This window comes from Trinickia sp. (genome assembly GCF_051953955.1).
Taxonomy (GTDB): Bacteria; Pseudomonadota; Gammaproteobacteria; order Burkholderiales; family Burkholderiaceae; genus Trinickia.
In genome coordinates, this window is the sequence record NZ_JBQCIF010000027.1 from 1 (window position 1) to 15433 (window position 15433).

15 protein-coding genes are annotated in these 15433 nt (G+C 65.2%); 2 read left to right on the forward strand and 13 right to left on the reverse strand.

Annotated features, from left to right (window positions below; translation table 11 throughout):
* From ACTHNZ_RS05545 to ACTHNZ_RS05560, 4 genes are all read right to left on the reverse strand, one after another.
* Positions 1-996 (reverse strand): acetyl-CoA C-acyltransferase (locus tag ACTHNZ_RS05545; RefSeq protein ID WP_440541498.1); only part of this gene is annotated, 996 nt, incomplete at its 3' end.
* Positions 989-1750 carry a carbonate dehydratase gene (can, locus tag ACTHNZ_RS05550; protein ID WP_440541499.1) on the reverse strand — a complete coding sequence of 254 codons (762 nt, stop codon included), beginning with the start codon at positions 1748-1750 and terminating at the stop codon, positions 989-991. The genes ACTHNZ_RS05545 and can, both read right to left, overlap by 8 nt.
* A gap of 78 nt (positions 1751-1828) precedes the next feature.
* Positions 1829-3679 (reverse strand): bifunctional isocitrate dehydrogenase kinase/phosphatase, encoded by a 1851-nt coding sequence (gene aceK, locus ACTHNZ_RS05555; RefSeq protein WP_440541500.1) that lies wholly within the window; start codon positions 3677-3679, stop codon positions 1829-1831.
* On the reverse strand, positions 3676-4152 hold the full coding sequence (locus ACTHNZ_RS05560; protein WP_440541501.1) for a MerR family transcriptional regulator: 477 nt from the start codon (positions 4150-4152) through the stop codon (positions 3676-3678). Before ACTHNZ_RS05560 ends, aceK begins: the two co-directional genes overlap by 4 nt.
* Before the next feature lie 103 nt (positions 4153-4255).
* Between ACTHNZ_RS05560 and ACTHNZ_RS05565 the strand changes: the two genes are divergently transcribed.
* Positions 4256-5332: an MBL fold metallo-hydrolase gene (locus ACTHNZ_RS05565; protein ID WP_440541502.1), complete on the forward strand. Its 1077-nt coding sequence runs from the start codon at positions 4256-4258 to the stop codon at positions 5330-5332.
* A 36-nt stretch (positions 5333-5368) separates the two neighbouring features.
* Here the strand turns inward: ACTHNZ_RS05565 and ACTHNZ_RS05570 are convergent, their stop codons facing one another.
* From ACTHNZ_RS05570 to argS, 9 genes are all read right to left on the reverse strand, one after another.
* Positions 5369-6646: an RNA polymerase sigma factor gene (locus ACTHNZ_RS05570; protein ID WP_440541503.1), complete on the reverse strand. Its 1278-nt coding sequence runs from the start codon at positions 6644-6646 to the stop codon at positions 5369-5371.
* Positions 6647-6648: 2 nt separating this feature from the next.
* Positions 6649-7062, reverse strand: a complete 414-nt coding sequence (locus tag ACTHNZ_RS05575; RefSeq protein WP_440541504.1) for a YciI family protein — start codon at positions 7060-7062, stop codon at positions 6649-6651.
* A gap of 113 nt (positions 7063-7175) precedes the next feature.
* Positions 7176-7529 carry a YciI family protein gene (locus tag ACTHNZ_RS05580; RefSeq protein ID WP_440541505.1) on the reverse strand — a complete coding sequence of 118 codons (354 nt, stop codon included), beginning with the start codon at positions 7527-7529 and terminating at the stop codon, positions 7176-7178.
* A gap of 119 nt (positions 7530-7648) precedes the next feature.
* Positions 7649-8491, reverse strand: a complete 843-nt coding sequence (locus ACTHNZ_RS05585; RefSeq protein ID WP_440541506.1) for a hypothetical protein — start codon at positions 8489-8491, stop codon at positions 7649-7651.
* Positions 8492-8595: 104 nt separating this feature from the next.
* Positions 8596-10179 carry an ABC transporter substrate-binding protein gene (locus ACTHNZ_RS05590; RefSeq protein WP_440541507.1) on the reverse strand — a complete coding sequence of 528 codons (1584 nt, stop codon included), beginning with the start codon at positions 10177-10179 and terminating at the stop codon, positions 8596-8598.
* 276 nt (positions 10180-10455) lie between these two features.
* Positions 10456-11226 (reverse strand): SDR family oxidoreductase, encoded by a 771-nt coding sequence (locus tag ACTHNZ_RS05595; protein WP_440541508.1) that lies wholly within the window; start codon positions 11224-11226, stop codon positions 10456-10458.
* A 42-nt stretch (positions 11227-11268) separates the two neighbouring features.
* Complete coding sequence (locus ACTHNZ_RS05600; protein WP_440541509.1) at positions 11269-11916, reverse strand: thiol:disulfide interchange protein DsbA/DsbL; 648 nt, start codon at positions 11914-11916, stop codon at positions 11269-11271.
* A gap of 153 nt (positions 11917-12069) precedes the next feature.
* Positions 12070-12894, reverse strand: coding sequence for an SPOR domain-containing protein (locus ACTHNZ_RS05605; protein ID WP_440541510.1), 825 nt, complete (start codon positions 12892-12894; stop codon positions 12070-12072).
* Between the two features lie 132 nt (positions 12895-13026).
* Positions 13027-14802 carry an arginine--tRNA ligase gene (argS, locus tag ACTHNZ_RS05610; RefSeq protein WP_440541511.1) on the reverse strand — a complete coding sequence of 592 codons (1776 nt, stop codon included), beginning with the start codon at positions 14800-14802 and terminating at the stop codon, positions 13027-13029.
* A 275-nt stretch (positions 14803-15077) separates the two neighbouring features.
* Here argS and ACTHNZ_RS05615 point away from each other — a divergent pair, with 275 nt between their 5' ends.
* Entirely contained in the window at positions 15078-15404 is a 327-nt protein-coding gene (locus ACTHNZ_RS05615) for a DUF1840 domain-containing protein (protein ID WP_440541512.1), read from the forward strand.
* Positions 15405-15433: the final 29 nt, after the last annotated feature.

Sequence of the window (15433 nt, forward strand, 5' to 3'; positions counted from 1 at the left end):
CGTGACGACGGCGAACGCTTCGTTGATCTCGTAGAGATCGACGTCGTTCGCGCGCCACGCGTTCTTCTCGAGCAGCTTGCGGATCGCGCCGACGGGTGCCGTCGTGAACTTGGAGGGCTCCTGCGCGAACGTGGAATGGCCCGCGACGCGTGCGAGCGGCGTGAGCCCGAGCTTATCGGCCGTCGATGCATGCATCATGACGAGGGCCGCGGCGCCGTCGGAGATCGACGACGAGTTAGCGGCCGTGACGGTGCCCGTCTTGCTGAAGGCAGGCTTGAGCGTCGGAATCTTATCGACGTTGGCCTTGAACGGTTGCTCGTCGCGCAAGATCGTCACATCGTCGCCTTTGCGGCCCGCCACCTTCACGGGTGCGATTTCCCACGCGAACGAGCCGTCTTCGTTCGCGCGCTTGGCCCGCGCGAGCGATTCGATGGCGAATGCGTCTTGCGCCTCGCGCGTGAAGCCGTAGGCGCTCGCGCATTCCTCGGCGAACGTACCCATGAGGCGGCCTTTTTCGTAGGCATCCTCCAAGCCGTCGAGGAACATGTGATCCAGCACTTGCCCGTGTCCCATGCGCATGCCGCCGCGCGCCTTGGGCAAGAGGTACGGCGCGTTCGTCATGCTTTCCATGCCGCCCGCGATCATGACGTCGACCGAGCCGGCCGCGAGCATGTCGTGCGCGAACATCGCCGCGCGCATGCCGGAGCCGCACATCTTGTTGACGGTCGTGCAGCCCGTGGCGAGCGGCAGACCGGCGCCCAATGCGGCTTGACGCGCCGGCGCTTGGCCAAGGCCCGCCGGCAAGACGCAGCCCATCAGCACTTCCTCGACTTGGCTCGCCGCGAGGCCCGAGCGCTCGAGTGCGGCGGCGATGGCGCTCGCGCCGAGCTGCGGCGACGTGAGCGAAGCGAACTCGCCCTGAAAGGCCGCCATCGGCGTGCGGGCCGCCGAGACGATCACGATCGGGTCCTGCGTGTTGCGCGTTGCGTCAGTCATGCTTGATCTCCTTGATCACACCTTTGACCACCTGCTCGACGTTCGCGAGGGTCGCGGCGTCGGCGGCGACGACGTCGTTCTGCGCCGAGCCGGCCTGCTCGGCGGAGAGGGCGGCGACGCAGCGTTGATAGGTTCGCTCGAGCGCGTCGGCGCTCGAAATCGTCATGCCGAGATTGCGCACGCGCCCGTCGTGCACGCCGTAGGCGAGTGCATGCACGGTGAGCGGCTGGCTACGCGCCCATGCATCGTTCACGATCGTCGTGCGGCAAACGTTGACGACTTGCTCGATCGTATTGAGCTCGACGAGGCGCCGATGACGCGCCACCATCGGCCACTGCTCCAGCAGCGCGGCGTGCTTCGCACGCACGTCGTGGATGTGATGCAGCCAGTTGTCGGCCAGGCCGACGCGGCGGTCGTGCAGCGCGGCGCCGACGCCCGAGCAGCCGTAGTGGCCCACCACCATGATGTGCTTGACCTTGAGCAGATCGACGGCGAACTGGATGACCGAGAGGCAGTTCAGGTCCGAGTGGACGACGACGTTCGCGATGTTGCGATGGACGAACACTTCGCCCGGCGGCAGGCCGATGATCTGATTCGCGGGCACGCGCGAATCGGAGCATCCGATCCAGAGATATTCGGGGGCTTGCTGATCGGCCAGGCGCGCGAAGTACTGCGGATCCTCGGCGAGCTTGCGTTCGACCCACGCTTCGTTGTTGACGAACAGCTGCGCGAGCGGATGGTTTTGATCGTTCATAGTGTCGTCTGCGTCGTAGAGGTTGAGCCCTGACGGGCTATGAAGGAAAGGCGACCCTGTGCGCGGCGTTTGGCCTCGTCAGGCCGCGCGTGCTGCGCCCGCGCTACCGTCCTCGCGCGGTGCTGCGGCATCCGTCGCCGTATCGGCGGGGCGCGGCGCGGCAAACCGCGCAGGATAGCGGTTGCAAAAGCGCACGCTGGGGTCGTAGGGAAAGAAGTCGGGCAATTCGCCCTTGAGCAGCAGATCCTTGTGTTTTTGCCAGAGCTTGGGGTCGAAGAAATCGGCATGATGGCGCATGAAGTACTCGCGCACCGTGGGATCCCCGAGCAGGAACGTCGAATACGTTTCGGGAAAGATGTCGTTCGGCGCGACGCTGTACCACGGCTCGGCCGAAAGCTCGTCCTCCTCGGTCCGCGCTTGCGGGACGTGGCGCACGTTGCAGTCGGTCAGATACTCGATCTCGTCGTAGTCGTAGAAGACGACGCGGCCATGGCGCGTCACGCCGAAGTTCTTGTAGAGCATGTCGCCAGGGAAGATATTGGCCTGCATCAGTTCCTTGATTGCGTCGCCGTACTCCTTGATCGCGTGCTCGATGTCGGCTTCCGTGCCGTTTTGCAGGAACATGTTGAGCGGCACCATGCGGCGCTCGATATAGACGTGTTTGATCACGAGGCAGTCGCCCTCGTACTCGATCATCGAAGGCGCTTCCTTCTCGAGTTCGCGCACGAGCTGTTCGTCCAGGCGCGAGAGCGGCAAGGCCACGCTCGTGTACTCGAGCGTGTCGGCCATCCTCCCTAGGCGGTCGTGCCGCTTCACGAGCAGATACTTGTCTTGGATCTTCTGGCGCGTCGTATCCTTCGGCGGCGGGAATGCGTCCTTGATGACCTTGAACACGTAGGGGAACGACGGCAGCGTGAACACGACCATGACGAGTCCCTTGATGCCGGGCGCGACGATGAAGTGATCGCTCGAATGCGAAAGGTGCTTGAGCAGGTCGCGGTAGAAGTTGTTCTTGCCTTGCTTCTGCAGCCCGACCGACGTGTAGATTTCGGCCTTCGGCTTGCCCGGCATGACCGTGCCGAGGAAGTCGACGTAAGCCGAGGGCACGTCCATGTCGACGAGAAAATACGAGTGCGAAAAGCTGAAGATGATCAAGAGCTGTTCGCGCTTGAGCAGCACCGTATCGAGCGCGAGCAGGCCCGGCTTCACATGGCGGATCGGCACGGCGAACGGCACCATCGCTTCGCCGTTGATGATGCGGCCGATGATGTAGGCGGCTTTGTTGCGGAAAAACAGCGACGAAAGCACGTGCACCTGGAAGTTGAACGCTTCCGAAAATGCGCCGAAGGTCTCGTGGATCGTGTCGATGATGCAGACGACGTCGCGCGTCAGATCCTCGAACGGCCGCTCGATCTGAAAATTCGTGACGATGCGCTCGAGCGTGGCGGCCAGGCCGTCCTTGCCGGGATAGTAGGCGCGGTACGTCGGCTTCGCGGCGGGCTCCTCGTTTTCCAGGTACTCCGTCGAAATGACGGGCCGCACGAAGATGAAGTCGTTGTTGAAGTACGAGCGGTGCAGAATCTTGCAACAGACCGAGTTGAAGAACGTCTCGGCGCATTCGGGTTGCAGATGGCGCGTCAGCAGCCCGATGTAGTGCAGCTTGATCTGTTGCCACACTTCGTCGTCGATGTTCTCGGCGTCGTACTCGTCTTCGAGCAGCCGCACGCATTCGTCGACGCGATCGTCGTAGGACGCGATCCGGTCGCGCGCCAGTTTCTGCAGTGCGTGCCAATCGCCGGCCTCGAACAGCGTTTTCGCGAGCACGGCCGCGGCGCGGAAATTGCCGTAATGCCGATCGAAGCCCTCGAGCATCGTCTGCGCGACGTCGAAGCCGATCTGCGACGACAGCAGTTTGGGAAAGTGCTTCATGTCCGCTCGGGCTGAGATGGCGCGAAACGGTCGGCCGCTTCGGCCGCCCCGGCCGCGGCGGGCGACGCCCCATCGCGCTCGCAATCGATGCCGTTCTCGGCCAGCATCGCGCGGCATTGCGCTTCGTACTGCCCGAGATCTTCGAGCGTGGCCGTCAGATCCTCCAATTGGCGTTCGAGCACTTCGCGATGCTCGGCGATCGTCGCCAGGAACGCATGCAACTGCGGCACCGTATCGGTCGGCGATTCGTACAGATCGAGCAGATCGCGGATTTCGGACAGCGTGAAGCCGAGCCGTTTGCCTCGCAGCGTCAGCTTCAGGCGCGTGCGGTCGCGGTTCGAATAGACGCGCCGCAGGCCGCTCGAGCCTTCGCGGCGCGGCGCGAGCAGCCCCTGATCTTCATAGAAGCGGATGGCGCGTGGCGTAACGTCGAATTCGCGTGCGAGCTCGGTGATCGTGAAATGCTGGGTCATGGCGGACGCGCCGGGTTAGAATCGACGGACGTTTACGTTATCGTCAACTTCGACAAAGTGCAACTGGCGATGGGGCCGGTTGCGTTCGCTCAGGATTTAACCGATGAATGCGTTGGAACACCAACTCGACTATCCGTTCACCGAGACGTTGCCCGAGCCGGGGCGGCTGCACGAGGTGGCACCTGGAGTCCATTGGGTGCGCATGCCGTTGCCGTTCGCGCTCGATCACATCAACCTATGGCTGCTGCGTGACGAGATCGACGGCCGGGCGGGATGGACCGTCGTCGATTGCGGCATTGCCGACGAAACGATCCGATCCAACTGGGAGCACATTTTCGAGCACGAGCTCGGCGGTTTGCCCGTCTTGCGCACGATCGTCACGCATTGCCATCCCGATCACCTCGGGCTTGCCGATTGGATCTGCAAGGGCGGCGCGCGCGAGCGCTGGAACGTGCGGCTGTGGATCACGCTCGGCGAATACATGCTGGGACGCGTGATGGCAGCCGGCGACGAGTCGAACGCAGGGGGCGAAGGCGCGGCGCGCCACTTTGCGCGCCACGGCCTATCCGATCCCGATGCGCTCGAGAAATTGCGCAGCCGGCGCGGCTACTATTCGAAGCTCGTGCCGTCGATGCCGACGCAGTACCGGCGCATGCGGGAAGGCGATACCGTGAGCATCGGCGGGAACGCTTGGCGCGTCGTGACGGGTTATGGGCATTCGCCTGAGCATGCGGCGCTCTTTTGCGAGGCGACGGGCGTGCTCGTTTCGGGCGATATGGTCCTGCCGCGCATTTCGACGAACGTGTCCGTCTTCGACATCGAGCCCGAAGGCAATCCGCTGGCGCTGTACTTGGAATCGCTCGGCCGGTACGAACAGATGCCGGCCGATACGCTCGTTCTGCCGTCGCACGGCAAGCCGTTTCGCGGCCTGCATACGCGAATCGCACAACTGCGCGAGCACCACGAAGCGCGGCTTGCGGAAGTGCGGGAGGCGTGCGCGCAGCGTCCGATGAGCGCGGCCGACATCGTGCCGCTGATGTTCAAGCGCGCGCTCGACATCCATCAAATGACGTTTGCGATGGGCGAGGCGCTCGCTCACTTGAACCTGCTGTGGCTGGCAGGCGAGCTCGTGCGCCGAGAGGGCGACGATGGGGTTCTGCGCTTCGAACCCGCGAAGTAGGCGGCGACGAGCGGGCATCGTCGCCCGATGCCGGCGTCAGCCCATGCCGCGCATCGCGTCGGCGCGCAACAGCAGCAGTTCGCGCTCTCGAGCATTGTTCGTCATCGCGGCCGCGCGCTCGAATTCGGCGCGCGCTTCGTCGTTTCGCCCGAGCTTGGCCAGCAAGTCGCCGCGTACGCTCGGCAGCCAGTGATAGCGGGCCAACGCCGGATCGGCTGCCAGCGCTTCGACGATCGCAAAGCCGGCCTGCGGACCGTACGCCATACCCACCGCGACGGCCCGGTTCAGCTCGACGATAGGCGATGGATTCACCTGCGCGAGCGCATCGTAAAGCGCGACGATTCGAGCCCAGTCCGTGTCTTCGGCGCGATGCGCGCGTGCATGGCAAGCCGCGAGCGCCGCTTGCAGCGCATACGGGCCTAGCGCACCGCCCGAGGCTTCGGCGCGCGCGAGCGCCGCCAGCCCGCGCCGAATGAGCAGCGGGTCCCAGCGCGAGCGATCTTGATCGGCGAGCAGCACCGGCCGGCCGTTGGCATCGATGCGAGCATGTAGCCGCGATGCCTGCAGCTCCATCAGGGCGACGAGACCGTGGACTTCGGCGTCGTCCTGCACGAGCCCGGCGAGAATGCGGCCCAGGCGCAACGCTTCGTCGCACAGCGCCGGCCGGAACCAATCCTCTCCGGCCGTGGCCGCGTAGCCTTCGTTGAAAACGAGGTAGACGACCTCGAGCACCGATGCCATGCGCGCCGCACGGGCATCGGCGCGCGGCACCTCGAACGGCACGTGCGCCTCGCGCAGCGTCCGCTTTGCGCGCACGATGCGTTGCGCGATCGTCGCTTCGGGCACGAGGAACGCGCGCGCGATCTCCTGCGTCGAGAGGCCGCCCAAGAGCCGCAGCGTCAGCGCAACGCGCGCGTCCGTCGAGAGCACCGGATGACACGCCGTGAAAATGAGGCGCAGCAGATCGTCGCCGATGTCGTCGGCGCGGGCGGCGTCGATCGTATCGACGAAATCGGGCACGACGTGGGCTTCGAGCGCGTCGAGATCGCGTCCGATCGCTTCGTGCTTCTTGGCGTGCAGTGCGTCTTGCCGCAGCTTATCGAGCGCGCGATGCTTGACGGTGGCCATGAGCCAGGCCCCCGGATTGTCGGGGACCCCTTCGCGCGGCCAATGTTCGAGCGCGGCGACGAGCGCATCTTGCGCCAGTTCCTCGGCCACGCCGATGTCGCGCACGAACCGCGCGGCATGCGCGACGACGCGTGCCGCTTCGATGCGCCAGACTGCTTCGATTGCGCGATGCGTGGAATCGGCCATGTTCAGCGCCGGCCCGCTTCGAGTGCGCGAAACCGCTCGATATGCTCGCTCGGCGTGAAGTCCTCCAATTCGAACAGCGGTCTCACCTCGATTTCGCCGTCGGCGAACTCGCCGAACGGCGCGGGAAAGCGCCGTGCCCACTCGATGGCTTCCTCGCGCGAGCGCACCTGGATCAGCGTATAGCCGGCGATGAGCTCCTTCGTCTCGGCGAACGGCCCGTCGATGAGCGTGCGCTTGCCGCCCGAGTAGCGCACTCGCCAGCCCTCGGCACTCGGTTTCAGCCCGTTGGCATCGAGCAAGACGCCCGCTTTCGCCAATTCCTCGTGATAGGCCGTCATCGCGGCCACCAAGTCTTGCTCGGGCATCGTGCCCGACTCGCTTTGAGCGTTGGCTCGAACCAGGATCATGAAACGCATATTTTCGCTCCTCGAAAGTGACGGAGGCCGCTCATCGGGCTCCTGCAGTGACGACGAACGAAACGCGCCGCTTTCGACACCGGCGCCGCGCATCTTGGTGAAAACCCTCGGTGCTATTCGAAGCAGGGTGCCAAGCGCCTGACTTCGACCGTGCACCATTCGGCCGCCGGACACTCGGCCGCGATGGCGAGCGCGTCTTCCTCGCGATCGCAGTCGAGCAGATAGAAGCCGCCGACCATTTCCTTCGCTTCGGCGAAGGGGCCGTCGATGAACCGGCGCTCGCCGCCGCGTATTTCGACTCTCACGGCTTCGTCGGTCGAGGCGAGCGATTGCGCGGCGACGAGCAGACCGCGCGCTTTCAGATCCTCGCCGAAGCGCAGCATCGTGTCGTAGGCGGCACGGCCTTCGTCGGGCGTACGCTCGGCGCGCTGGCCGATCGGCTCGACGATCAACAGCAGGTAGGACATGTTCGACTCCTTGGGCAGGCGCGCCGGGGGCCGGCGCAGCGTTCTGCCGGAGAGCATAGAGCAGCCGCGCCTGCGTTGCCACCAGGCGAGCACGTCAAGAAGCGTTTAGCGGATCCGCCTTAGGGCGCAATCGCTCTGGCATCCGCTTGGCGCAGCGCCATGATGTTGGCCGTGAACGCATCGGCGATTTGCTGCGCGAGCGCGGCGATGGCGGCGTTGCGATCGGCGCGCTCGAACGAGAGCCTGGCCGGTACGACGTAGGGATGCCATTTGCCCGACTCGGCCGACGCCGCGGGCGGTGAGCCGATCACAGCGAACGGGGTATCGGCGCTGTGCTCGAGATCGGCCACGGTGACGGAGACGTCCGCGCCGACGACCTCGGCGGCGGGCTCGGCGCCGTCCGATACCGCTGCGCCGAAGCCCTCCTGCAGGTGGAAGACGCCGCCGATCAGCCAGCCCTGCACGGGCGGCGGCGCGCCCGGCGCGAGGTAGCGTGCCGCGAGACCGGCGTGATTGAGGCGCTGGACGACAGCTTGGGCCACGAGGCCCGCATCGTGGCCGGCGGCGTGCGCGTGCATCGCGGCGCGCAACCGATCGAGCAAGCCGGAAGGCGCGGCGCCGGCCGGCACGGCGATGAAATTCGCAACGTAGACGGCTTGCGGCACGGGCACTATCGGGGGGGGACCCGTGCGAACGGCCGCGACGGGCGGCGTGGGCAAGGTAGGCGTCTGCTCGGATGCGGAAGGCGTGACGGTCACCTGTGTGACCATCATCGGCGCGACCGTCAGCGAAGCGCCCGCAGCCGTCGGATCGGGCGGCGCATCGGCCGCCACCGGCGGGCCCGCAGCCGGATCGCCGGCCGTCGCATAGTCCGCCGCCGATGGCGCGGGTGGTTGGGCAAGGGCGGCGGCGGCCGCGGTGCAGATCATGAACGCCGCTATCGCGCGGCCGAGATTTCGCATGAGTGCTTCAATCGAATCTTCAACTCCGGGCGCCTAGCTTACGGCGCCCGGATGACACGCGTCAACGCAGCCGCCGCGCTTCGTATTCGCGTATTCGCGGGCAGTCATTTCACGAAGACGTCCGCAAAATGCTGCCGCCCGAATGCGCTGACCTTGTAGCCCGCGACCGATGCGCGCGTGATGGCGCTGGCCGTGGGGTAGCCGAGCGGAATCCACAGCGCTTCGTCATGCACGATCTTCTGCGCGGCCTCGTAGTCCTTCGTGCGTGCGGGCTGATCGGGCGTCGAGCGCGCGTCCGTGATCAGCTTGTCGAGCTTCGGATCGCAAAAGCGGGCGAAGTTGATCCCCGACTTGACACCGTTGCAGCTGAACAGCGGCGCGAAGTAGTTGTCGGGATCGCCGTTGTCGCCGGCCCATCCCATGAACAGCATGTCATGCTGGCCTTGCTTCGCTTCCTTGATGAGTTCGCCCCATTCGATGACCTTCACCTCGGCTTTCACGCCGATTTTCGCGAGGTCGGCTTGCAACAGCTCGGCGCCCGCTTTGGGTTTCGGATTGAGTACGCTTCCTTGCGGGCGCACCCAGATCGTCGTCGAAAAGCCGTTCGGATAGCCGGCGGCGGCGAGCAGCGCCTTGGCCTTGGCCGGATCGTAGGGATACGCGGAGATTTGCTTGTCGTAGCTCCAGGTGGAGGGCGGATAAGGGTTCACGGCCGGCGTGGCCGTATTGTCGAAGACGACCTTCAAGTAGTTGCTGCGATCGAATGCCATGTTGATCGCTTGCCGCACGCGTTCGTCGTCGAGCGGCTTGTGCTGCGTGTTGAGCGCGACGAATGCCGTCATGAACGCCGGCGTCTGCACGACGGCGAGCGACTTGTCGTCCTTGGCGGCAGCCACGTCTTCGGGCTTCGGCGACAGTGCGATCTGGCATTCGTCGGCCTTGACCTTTTGCATGCGCACGGACGGATCGGGCGTGATCGCATAAATGAGCCGCTCGGCCTTCGGCTTGGGCCCCCAGTACGTCGGGTTCGCGTCGTAGCGGATGACGGCGTCTTTCGTATAGCTCTTCAGCACGAACGGGCCGGTGCCGATCGGCTTGGCGTTCAGCTCGGTTTGCTTGCCAGCCTTCAGCAGTTGGTCGGCATACTCGGCAGAATAGATCGACGCGAAGCCCATCGTCAGCATCGCGACGAACGTCGAATTGGGTTCGTTCAGATCGAATTGAACGGTGTGGTCGTCGACTTTCTTGACGGCCTTCACGAGCTTGACGAGCCCCATCGACTGCGCGTGCGGGAAGCCGTTGGGGCCGGCAACCTTGTGCCACGGGTTCGCATCGTCGAGCATCCGGTCGAACGTGAAGACGACGTCGTCGGCGTTCAGGGTACGCGTCGGCTTGAAGTAGTCCGTGGTTTGGAAGGCCACGTTCGGGCGCAAATGGAACGTGTAGGTCAGGCCGTCGCTGCTCACGTCCCACTTCTCGGCGAGGGCGGGGACGACCTTCTTGGCCGCCTCGTCGTAATCGACGAGCGTGTTGAAGATGACGTCGGCCGATGCGTTCGTCGTCACGAGCGAGTTGAATTGAACGACGTCGAAGCCGTCGGGGCTGGCCTCGGTGCAAACGGTCAGCGGCTTGGCCAACGCCAGGGCGGGCAAGACGGCGAGCGCGGCGGCGAGCATTTTGACTTTCATGGATTCTCCTTGTCCGTTCAAGGCGACAGCGGCCGAATAGGGATGCAGCGGGAAGCAGCGGGATGCAGCGATGGATCGAGCCGATGAGCTTAGCCGAAGCGGGCGGCGCCGACAACGATAGGTCCCCGATATCGATATGTCGGGGTTTGGGCCCGAGGCGTCTGCCAGTACGGCGACGGGCCCGGCGGCTTCGGTCCGTCGCCTCGGATCCCGCGCGGTGGGGTTTTCAGCGGCACTCGGTGGCACTCGTCGGTACCGAGGCGGCGACCGCGCCGCCTACCCCACCGCCCGCGGCTTGCGCGGCGCATTTTCGAACAGCCGATCGTAGAGCCACCTCGGCAGGCACCCGAGCAGCGTCGCGACGATCCGCATCGGCCAAGGAAAAACGGCAAACCGCACCTTGCGCGCAATCGCCCCGGCCGCCTTCTCGGCGAACCGCTCGGCATCCATCAAGAATGGCATCGGATAGGGATTGTGGGCTGTCATCGGCGTTCGGATATAGCCCGGGGCGATCGTCACGACGGCGACGCCGAACGGCCGCATCTCGACGCGCAACGATTCCAGATAGGCGAGCGCCGCCGCCTTCGACGCGCTATAGGCCGCCGATCCGGGCAGCCCGCGCACGCCGGCCACGCTTGCAATGCCGACGAGCGTCCCGTGCCGAGCTTCTTCCATGCGCTTCGCAAATGGCTCGAACGTCGCGGCCATGCCGAAGTAGTTGACGTCCATCACTTCGCGAAACGTTGCGAGATCGCCGTGCCCCGTCGCCACGCCTTTGCTGATCCCCGCGTTGGCGATCACGACGTCGGGCACGCCATGCGCGCCGATGAACTGCGACGCTGCCTGCGCGATCGCTGCTTCATCGCGCACGTCGGCCGAGTAGATGGAGACGGAAACCTGCGGAAAGCGCCGAGCCAGTTCCGAGAGGGCATCTAGGCGGCGCGCCACGAGCCCGAGCGAGGCGCCTTGCCGTGCATAGTGCTCGGCAAGGGCAAGGCCGATTCCGCTCGAGGCGCCGGTGATGAAAACCTTCAACGGTGAGTCCATGCCGGCGCTTATGTTCTCGTACTGAACGGGTTATACCGTGCGTTACATCTTCTTCGCGCGTACCTGCGCGACGAGGTAGTCGAGCACTTGAATCGTGCCGGGCAAGCTGTCCGTCGTAGCCGGGCCCGTTTCATACTTGCCTTGAACGGCAAGGGTAGGCACGCCGTCGATCTTGTAGTCCTGGATCATCTGCTTGTCGCGGTTCAGGTCCGCCTGGGTCGAGAACGAGTTGTAGGCGGCCAGGAACTTCTTCGGATCGACGCCCTTCGTGGCAAGGAATTTAGCTTGATCTTCCGGCGTCAGCAGGTAGTTCTTGTTGACGTGGATTTCGTGGAAGACGTCCGGCGTCAACTGCTGCACGAGGCCGAGTGCCGAGAGTGCATGAAGGAGCTTCGAGTGCGGGATGAAATCGTCGCGAAAGGCAACGGGCACGCGCTTGAAGACGACGTCGGGCGGCAGCGCCTTCACCCATTTCTCGAGGTACGGATCGAACTCGTTGCAGTGCGGGCACCCGTACCACATGAATTCGATGACTTCGATCTTGCCGGCGGGGACGTCGACGGGTTGCGGCGCTTTCAGGACCGTGTAGTCCTTGCCGGCCACCGGAGCGGCCGGAGAAGCCTGCGCGACGCCCGTGCCGACGACGGCCAGGCTGACGGAGAACAGCAGCGTGCGGATCAGTTTTTTCATTGTTGGCTCGTTGATGCGATGAACGTGAGCGCCCATTGGATTGGGCGAAGCCGCGGCGCTTATGCGCATGCCACGCGGCTATCGATTGAGACTTGCGCCGCCCAGCATGGTTCTGCCGGGAGCGGCGCGTAGCCTGCCCGGCATTACGGTCTGTTACTGCTTGGTGAAGCGGATCACGGCGGTATCGATGCCGGCATCGGACAGGCGCTGGCGGGTCGCATTCATCTCGTCGAATTTCGAGAACGGACCGATGCGCACGCGGAAATACGTCACGCCGCCCGCATCGCGCTGCGACACCTTCGATTCGAACCCCTGGAACGCCAGCCGTGCGCGCTGCTGCTCCGCATCGGCCGCCGTCTTGTAGGCGCCCACTTGCAGGAAGTAGCCCGTATTGGCATCGTTCGCGCCGGCCGGGGCGCCATTGCTCGGACGCGCGGCCGGGTTCGCGTTGGGCGCGGCCTGGGACGGGGCACCGTTGGCCACTTGGGGCGGCTTCTTCTGCTGAGCTTGCGCGTTCGCTTGCGCCTGCGATTGCTGCTGCGCCGGAGCAGTGCCGGTCGCGCTCGATGCACCGGGGACCTCGACGATCTGCGGCTCTTCGAGCATGCCGGGCGCTTGGGCCGGCGCGGCGCTCGGCTGCCCCGACGATTGGCCCGGCGCCGTGTTCGGCGGCGGGGTCTGCTGGGCTTGCGGGACGGGCTGCCCCGGCGATTTGCCCTGCAGCGACCGGTTCGGATCGTATTGCTGTTGGATCGCACCCGTATCGGACGCACCCGACGGCGGCGCGACCTTGGCCACGAACGGCGTGGGCGCCCGCGTGATGTAAAGCGCCACGACGACCGCGATGGCGAGGCCGACGATCAAACCCAGCACGATGCCGAGGAACGTGCTGCCGGTTTGCTTCGACGCCCGAAAGGCTCGGCCCTTGGCGGGCTGTTTCGACGTGCTGCGTGGCGAAGTACGGCTCGGTTTTGCCATTATCTGAATCACCTGCGAAAGAAACCGTGAAGGCGGCGCCCGGCGCATGCTGAGCGAGTGCCGCACGAGGGCGGCCACCGATTATAGCGACGGCGCGCGGCGCCGCACGGCGAACGTGGGGGATCGTTACAGTTACATCTTCGCCGGAGACGAGACCCCGATCATCGCGAGGCCGTTGGCGAGCACTTGACGCGTGGCCGCCAGCAGGGCGATTCGCGCGTCGCGCTCCGATGGCGAGTCGACCAGCACGCGCTCGGCATTGTAGAACGAGTGAAACTCACCGGCGAGCTCGCGCAGATAGAACGCGATCGCGTGCGGTGCGAGCTCCTGTGCGGCATGCGTGAGCATGTCCGGATATTCGGCGAGCTTGTGCATCAGAGACATGGCGCGCACGCTCGTGAGCACCGAAACGTCCACCTGCGGCAGCGTCGCCTCGTCGCCGCCGAAGCGTGCTTTCCATTCGGTCAGGATCGAGCAGATCCGCGCATGCGCGTATTGGACGTAGTAGACGGGATTCTCGTCGTTTTGCTTCAGCGCGAGATCGACGTCGAACACGAATTCCGTATCGGCCTTGCGCGAGATGAGGAAGAACCGCACCGCATCGCGTCCGCGCGTGATCGTGGCCTCGTCGAGCAAGTCGGGCGCGGCCTCCTGCCCTGGCGCGGCGCCGCCCGACCATTCGATGAGGTCGCGCACGGTCACGTAGCTGCCCGCGCGCTTGGAGATCTTCACTTCCTGGCCGTCGCGCATGACCGTGACCATCTTGTGCAGCACGTAGTCGGGATAGCCCTTCGGGATGCCGACGCCGAGCGCCTGCAGGCCCGCGCGCACGCGCGCGATCGTGCCGTGATGGTCCGAGCCCTGGACGTTGATGACCTTCGCAAAGCCGCGTTCCCACTTCGTGACGTGATAGGCGACGTCGGGCACGAAATAGGTGTAGGTCCCATCCGACTTGCGCATGACGCGGTCTTTGTCGTCGCCGTATTCGGTCGTGCGCAGCCACAATGCGCCTTCTTGCTCGAACGTCTTGCCCGTGCCGATCAGCGCGTCGACCGTTTTGGCGACGCGCCCTTCCGTGTACAGCGACGATTCGAGGTAGTACTGGTCGAACTTCACGCCGAACGCTTGCAAGTCCATGTCTTGCTCGTGGCGCAGATAGGCCACGGCGAATTTGCGGATCGCATCGAGGTCGTCGATGTCGCCCGTGCCCTTGACGGGTTCGCCATCCTTGGCCACGACCGTCTCGCCGTTCATGTAGTCGCGTGCGATGTCGGCGATGTACTCGCCGTTGTAGGCCGCTTCGGGCCAGCCGGCGTCGCCGGGTTTGAGGCCCTTCGCGCGCGCTTGCGTCGAGACGGCCAGGTTGCTGATCTGAACGCCGGCGTCGTTGTAGTAGAACTCGCGGTGCACGGCATGGCCTTGGCTCGCGATGACGTTCGCCAGCGCATCGCCGAGCGCGGCTTGGCGGCCGTGGCCGAGGTGCAGCGGCCCCGTCGGGTTCGCGGAAACGAACTCGACGAGCACGCGCTTGCCGGCGCCGTGCGTCGAATGTCCGAAACCGGCGCCTTCGGCCATGACGGCGGCGACGACGGCCTGCTTGGCCTTCGCCGTCAGGCGCAGGTTGATGAAGCCGGGACCGGCGATCTCGGCTGCGTCGATCAAGTCTTTCGCTGCCGGCTGGGCGAGCAGCGCATCGACGATGCGTTGGGCCAGTTCGCGTGGGTTTTTCTGCAGCGGCTTGGCCAACTGCATGGCGACGTTGCAGGCGACGTCGCCATGCGCCGCGGCCTTCGGGCGTTCGAGCCCGATGGCGGGTAGGCCGGCGGCATCGCCGTTCGATTCGGCGACCACTTGCTTGACGCCGGCGGCGAGCAAGGCTTCGAGACTCTGTTTGTGTGCGGGCAGCATGCTGTTTCGGTACGGTCGGCTGTGGCAATCCGCTGGGCGGACGCGAGGGGTTGGCGCAATGGCGGGCGGGCGATGCCCGCCGCATTCGCGCTCGCATTGGCGGGCGCGCGCGTGTTTGTGTCTAGGCGGATTTTAGCAGGTGCTAATATGTCTTCATGAGGCGCCGGCGAGGTGGCGCGCGGCGTGCGGGGCTCGGCGCGGGCCGCGCAGGTTTCGGCAAGCGATGTCATCTCGCCGTCAGGTGTAGTAAACAAAACGAAGGAAATGGGTTCATCATGTTGATTACATTCAAATGTCGTGCGGCGCCAGACGTCGTCATGCTCGAAAATCTGGCGCAATACCTCGTCGGCATCGTCGGCAAGCACCTGGGTGCGCGCGGCGTGATCACTCGCGACGAACTGCCCCAGGCGATCTCGAAACTCGAGGCGGCGATCGTGACGGACAAGCGCGAGATTGCCGAGCACGAGGGACACTTCCACGAAGGCGAAGAGGGGCACGAGCCGCACGAGTTGCCGATCGGCCTCGCGCAGCGGGCGTATCCGTTCCTCGACATGCTGCGCGAAGCGCAGCGCGAAAACGCGGACGTCCTTTGGGGCGTGTGAACGGTGCGCTGACGCGCACGCAGCCGGCG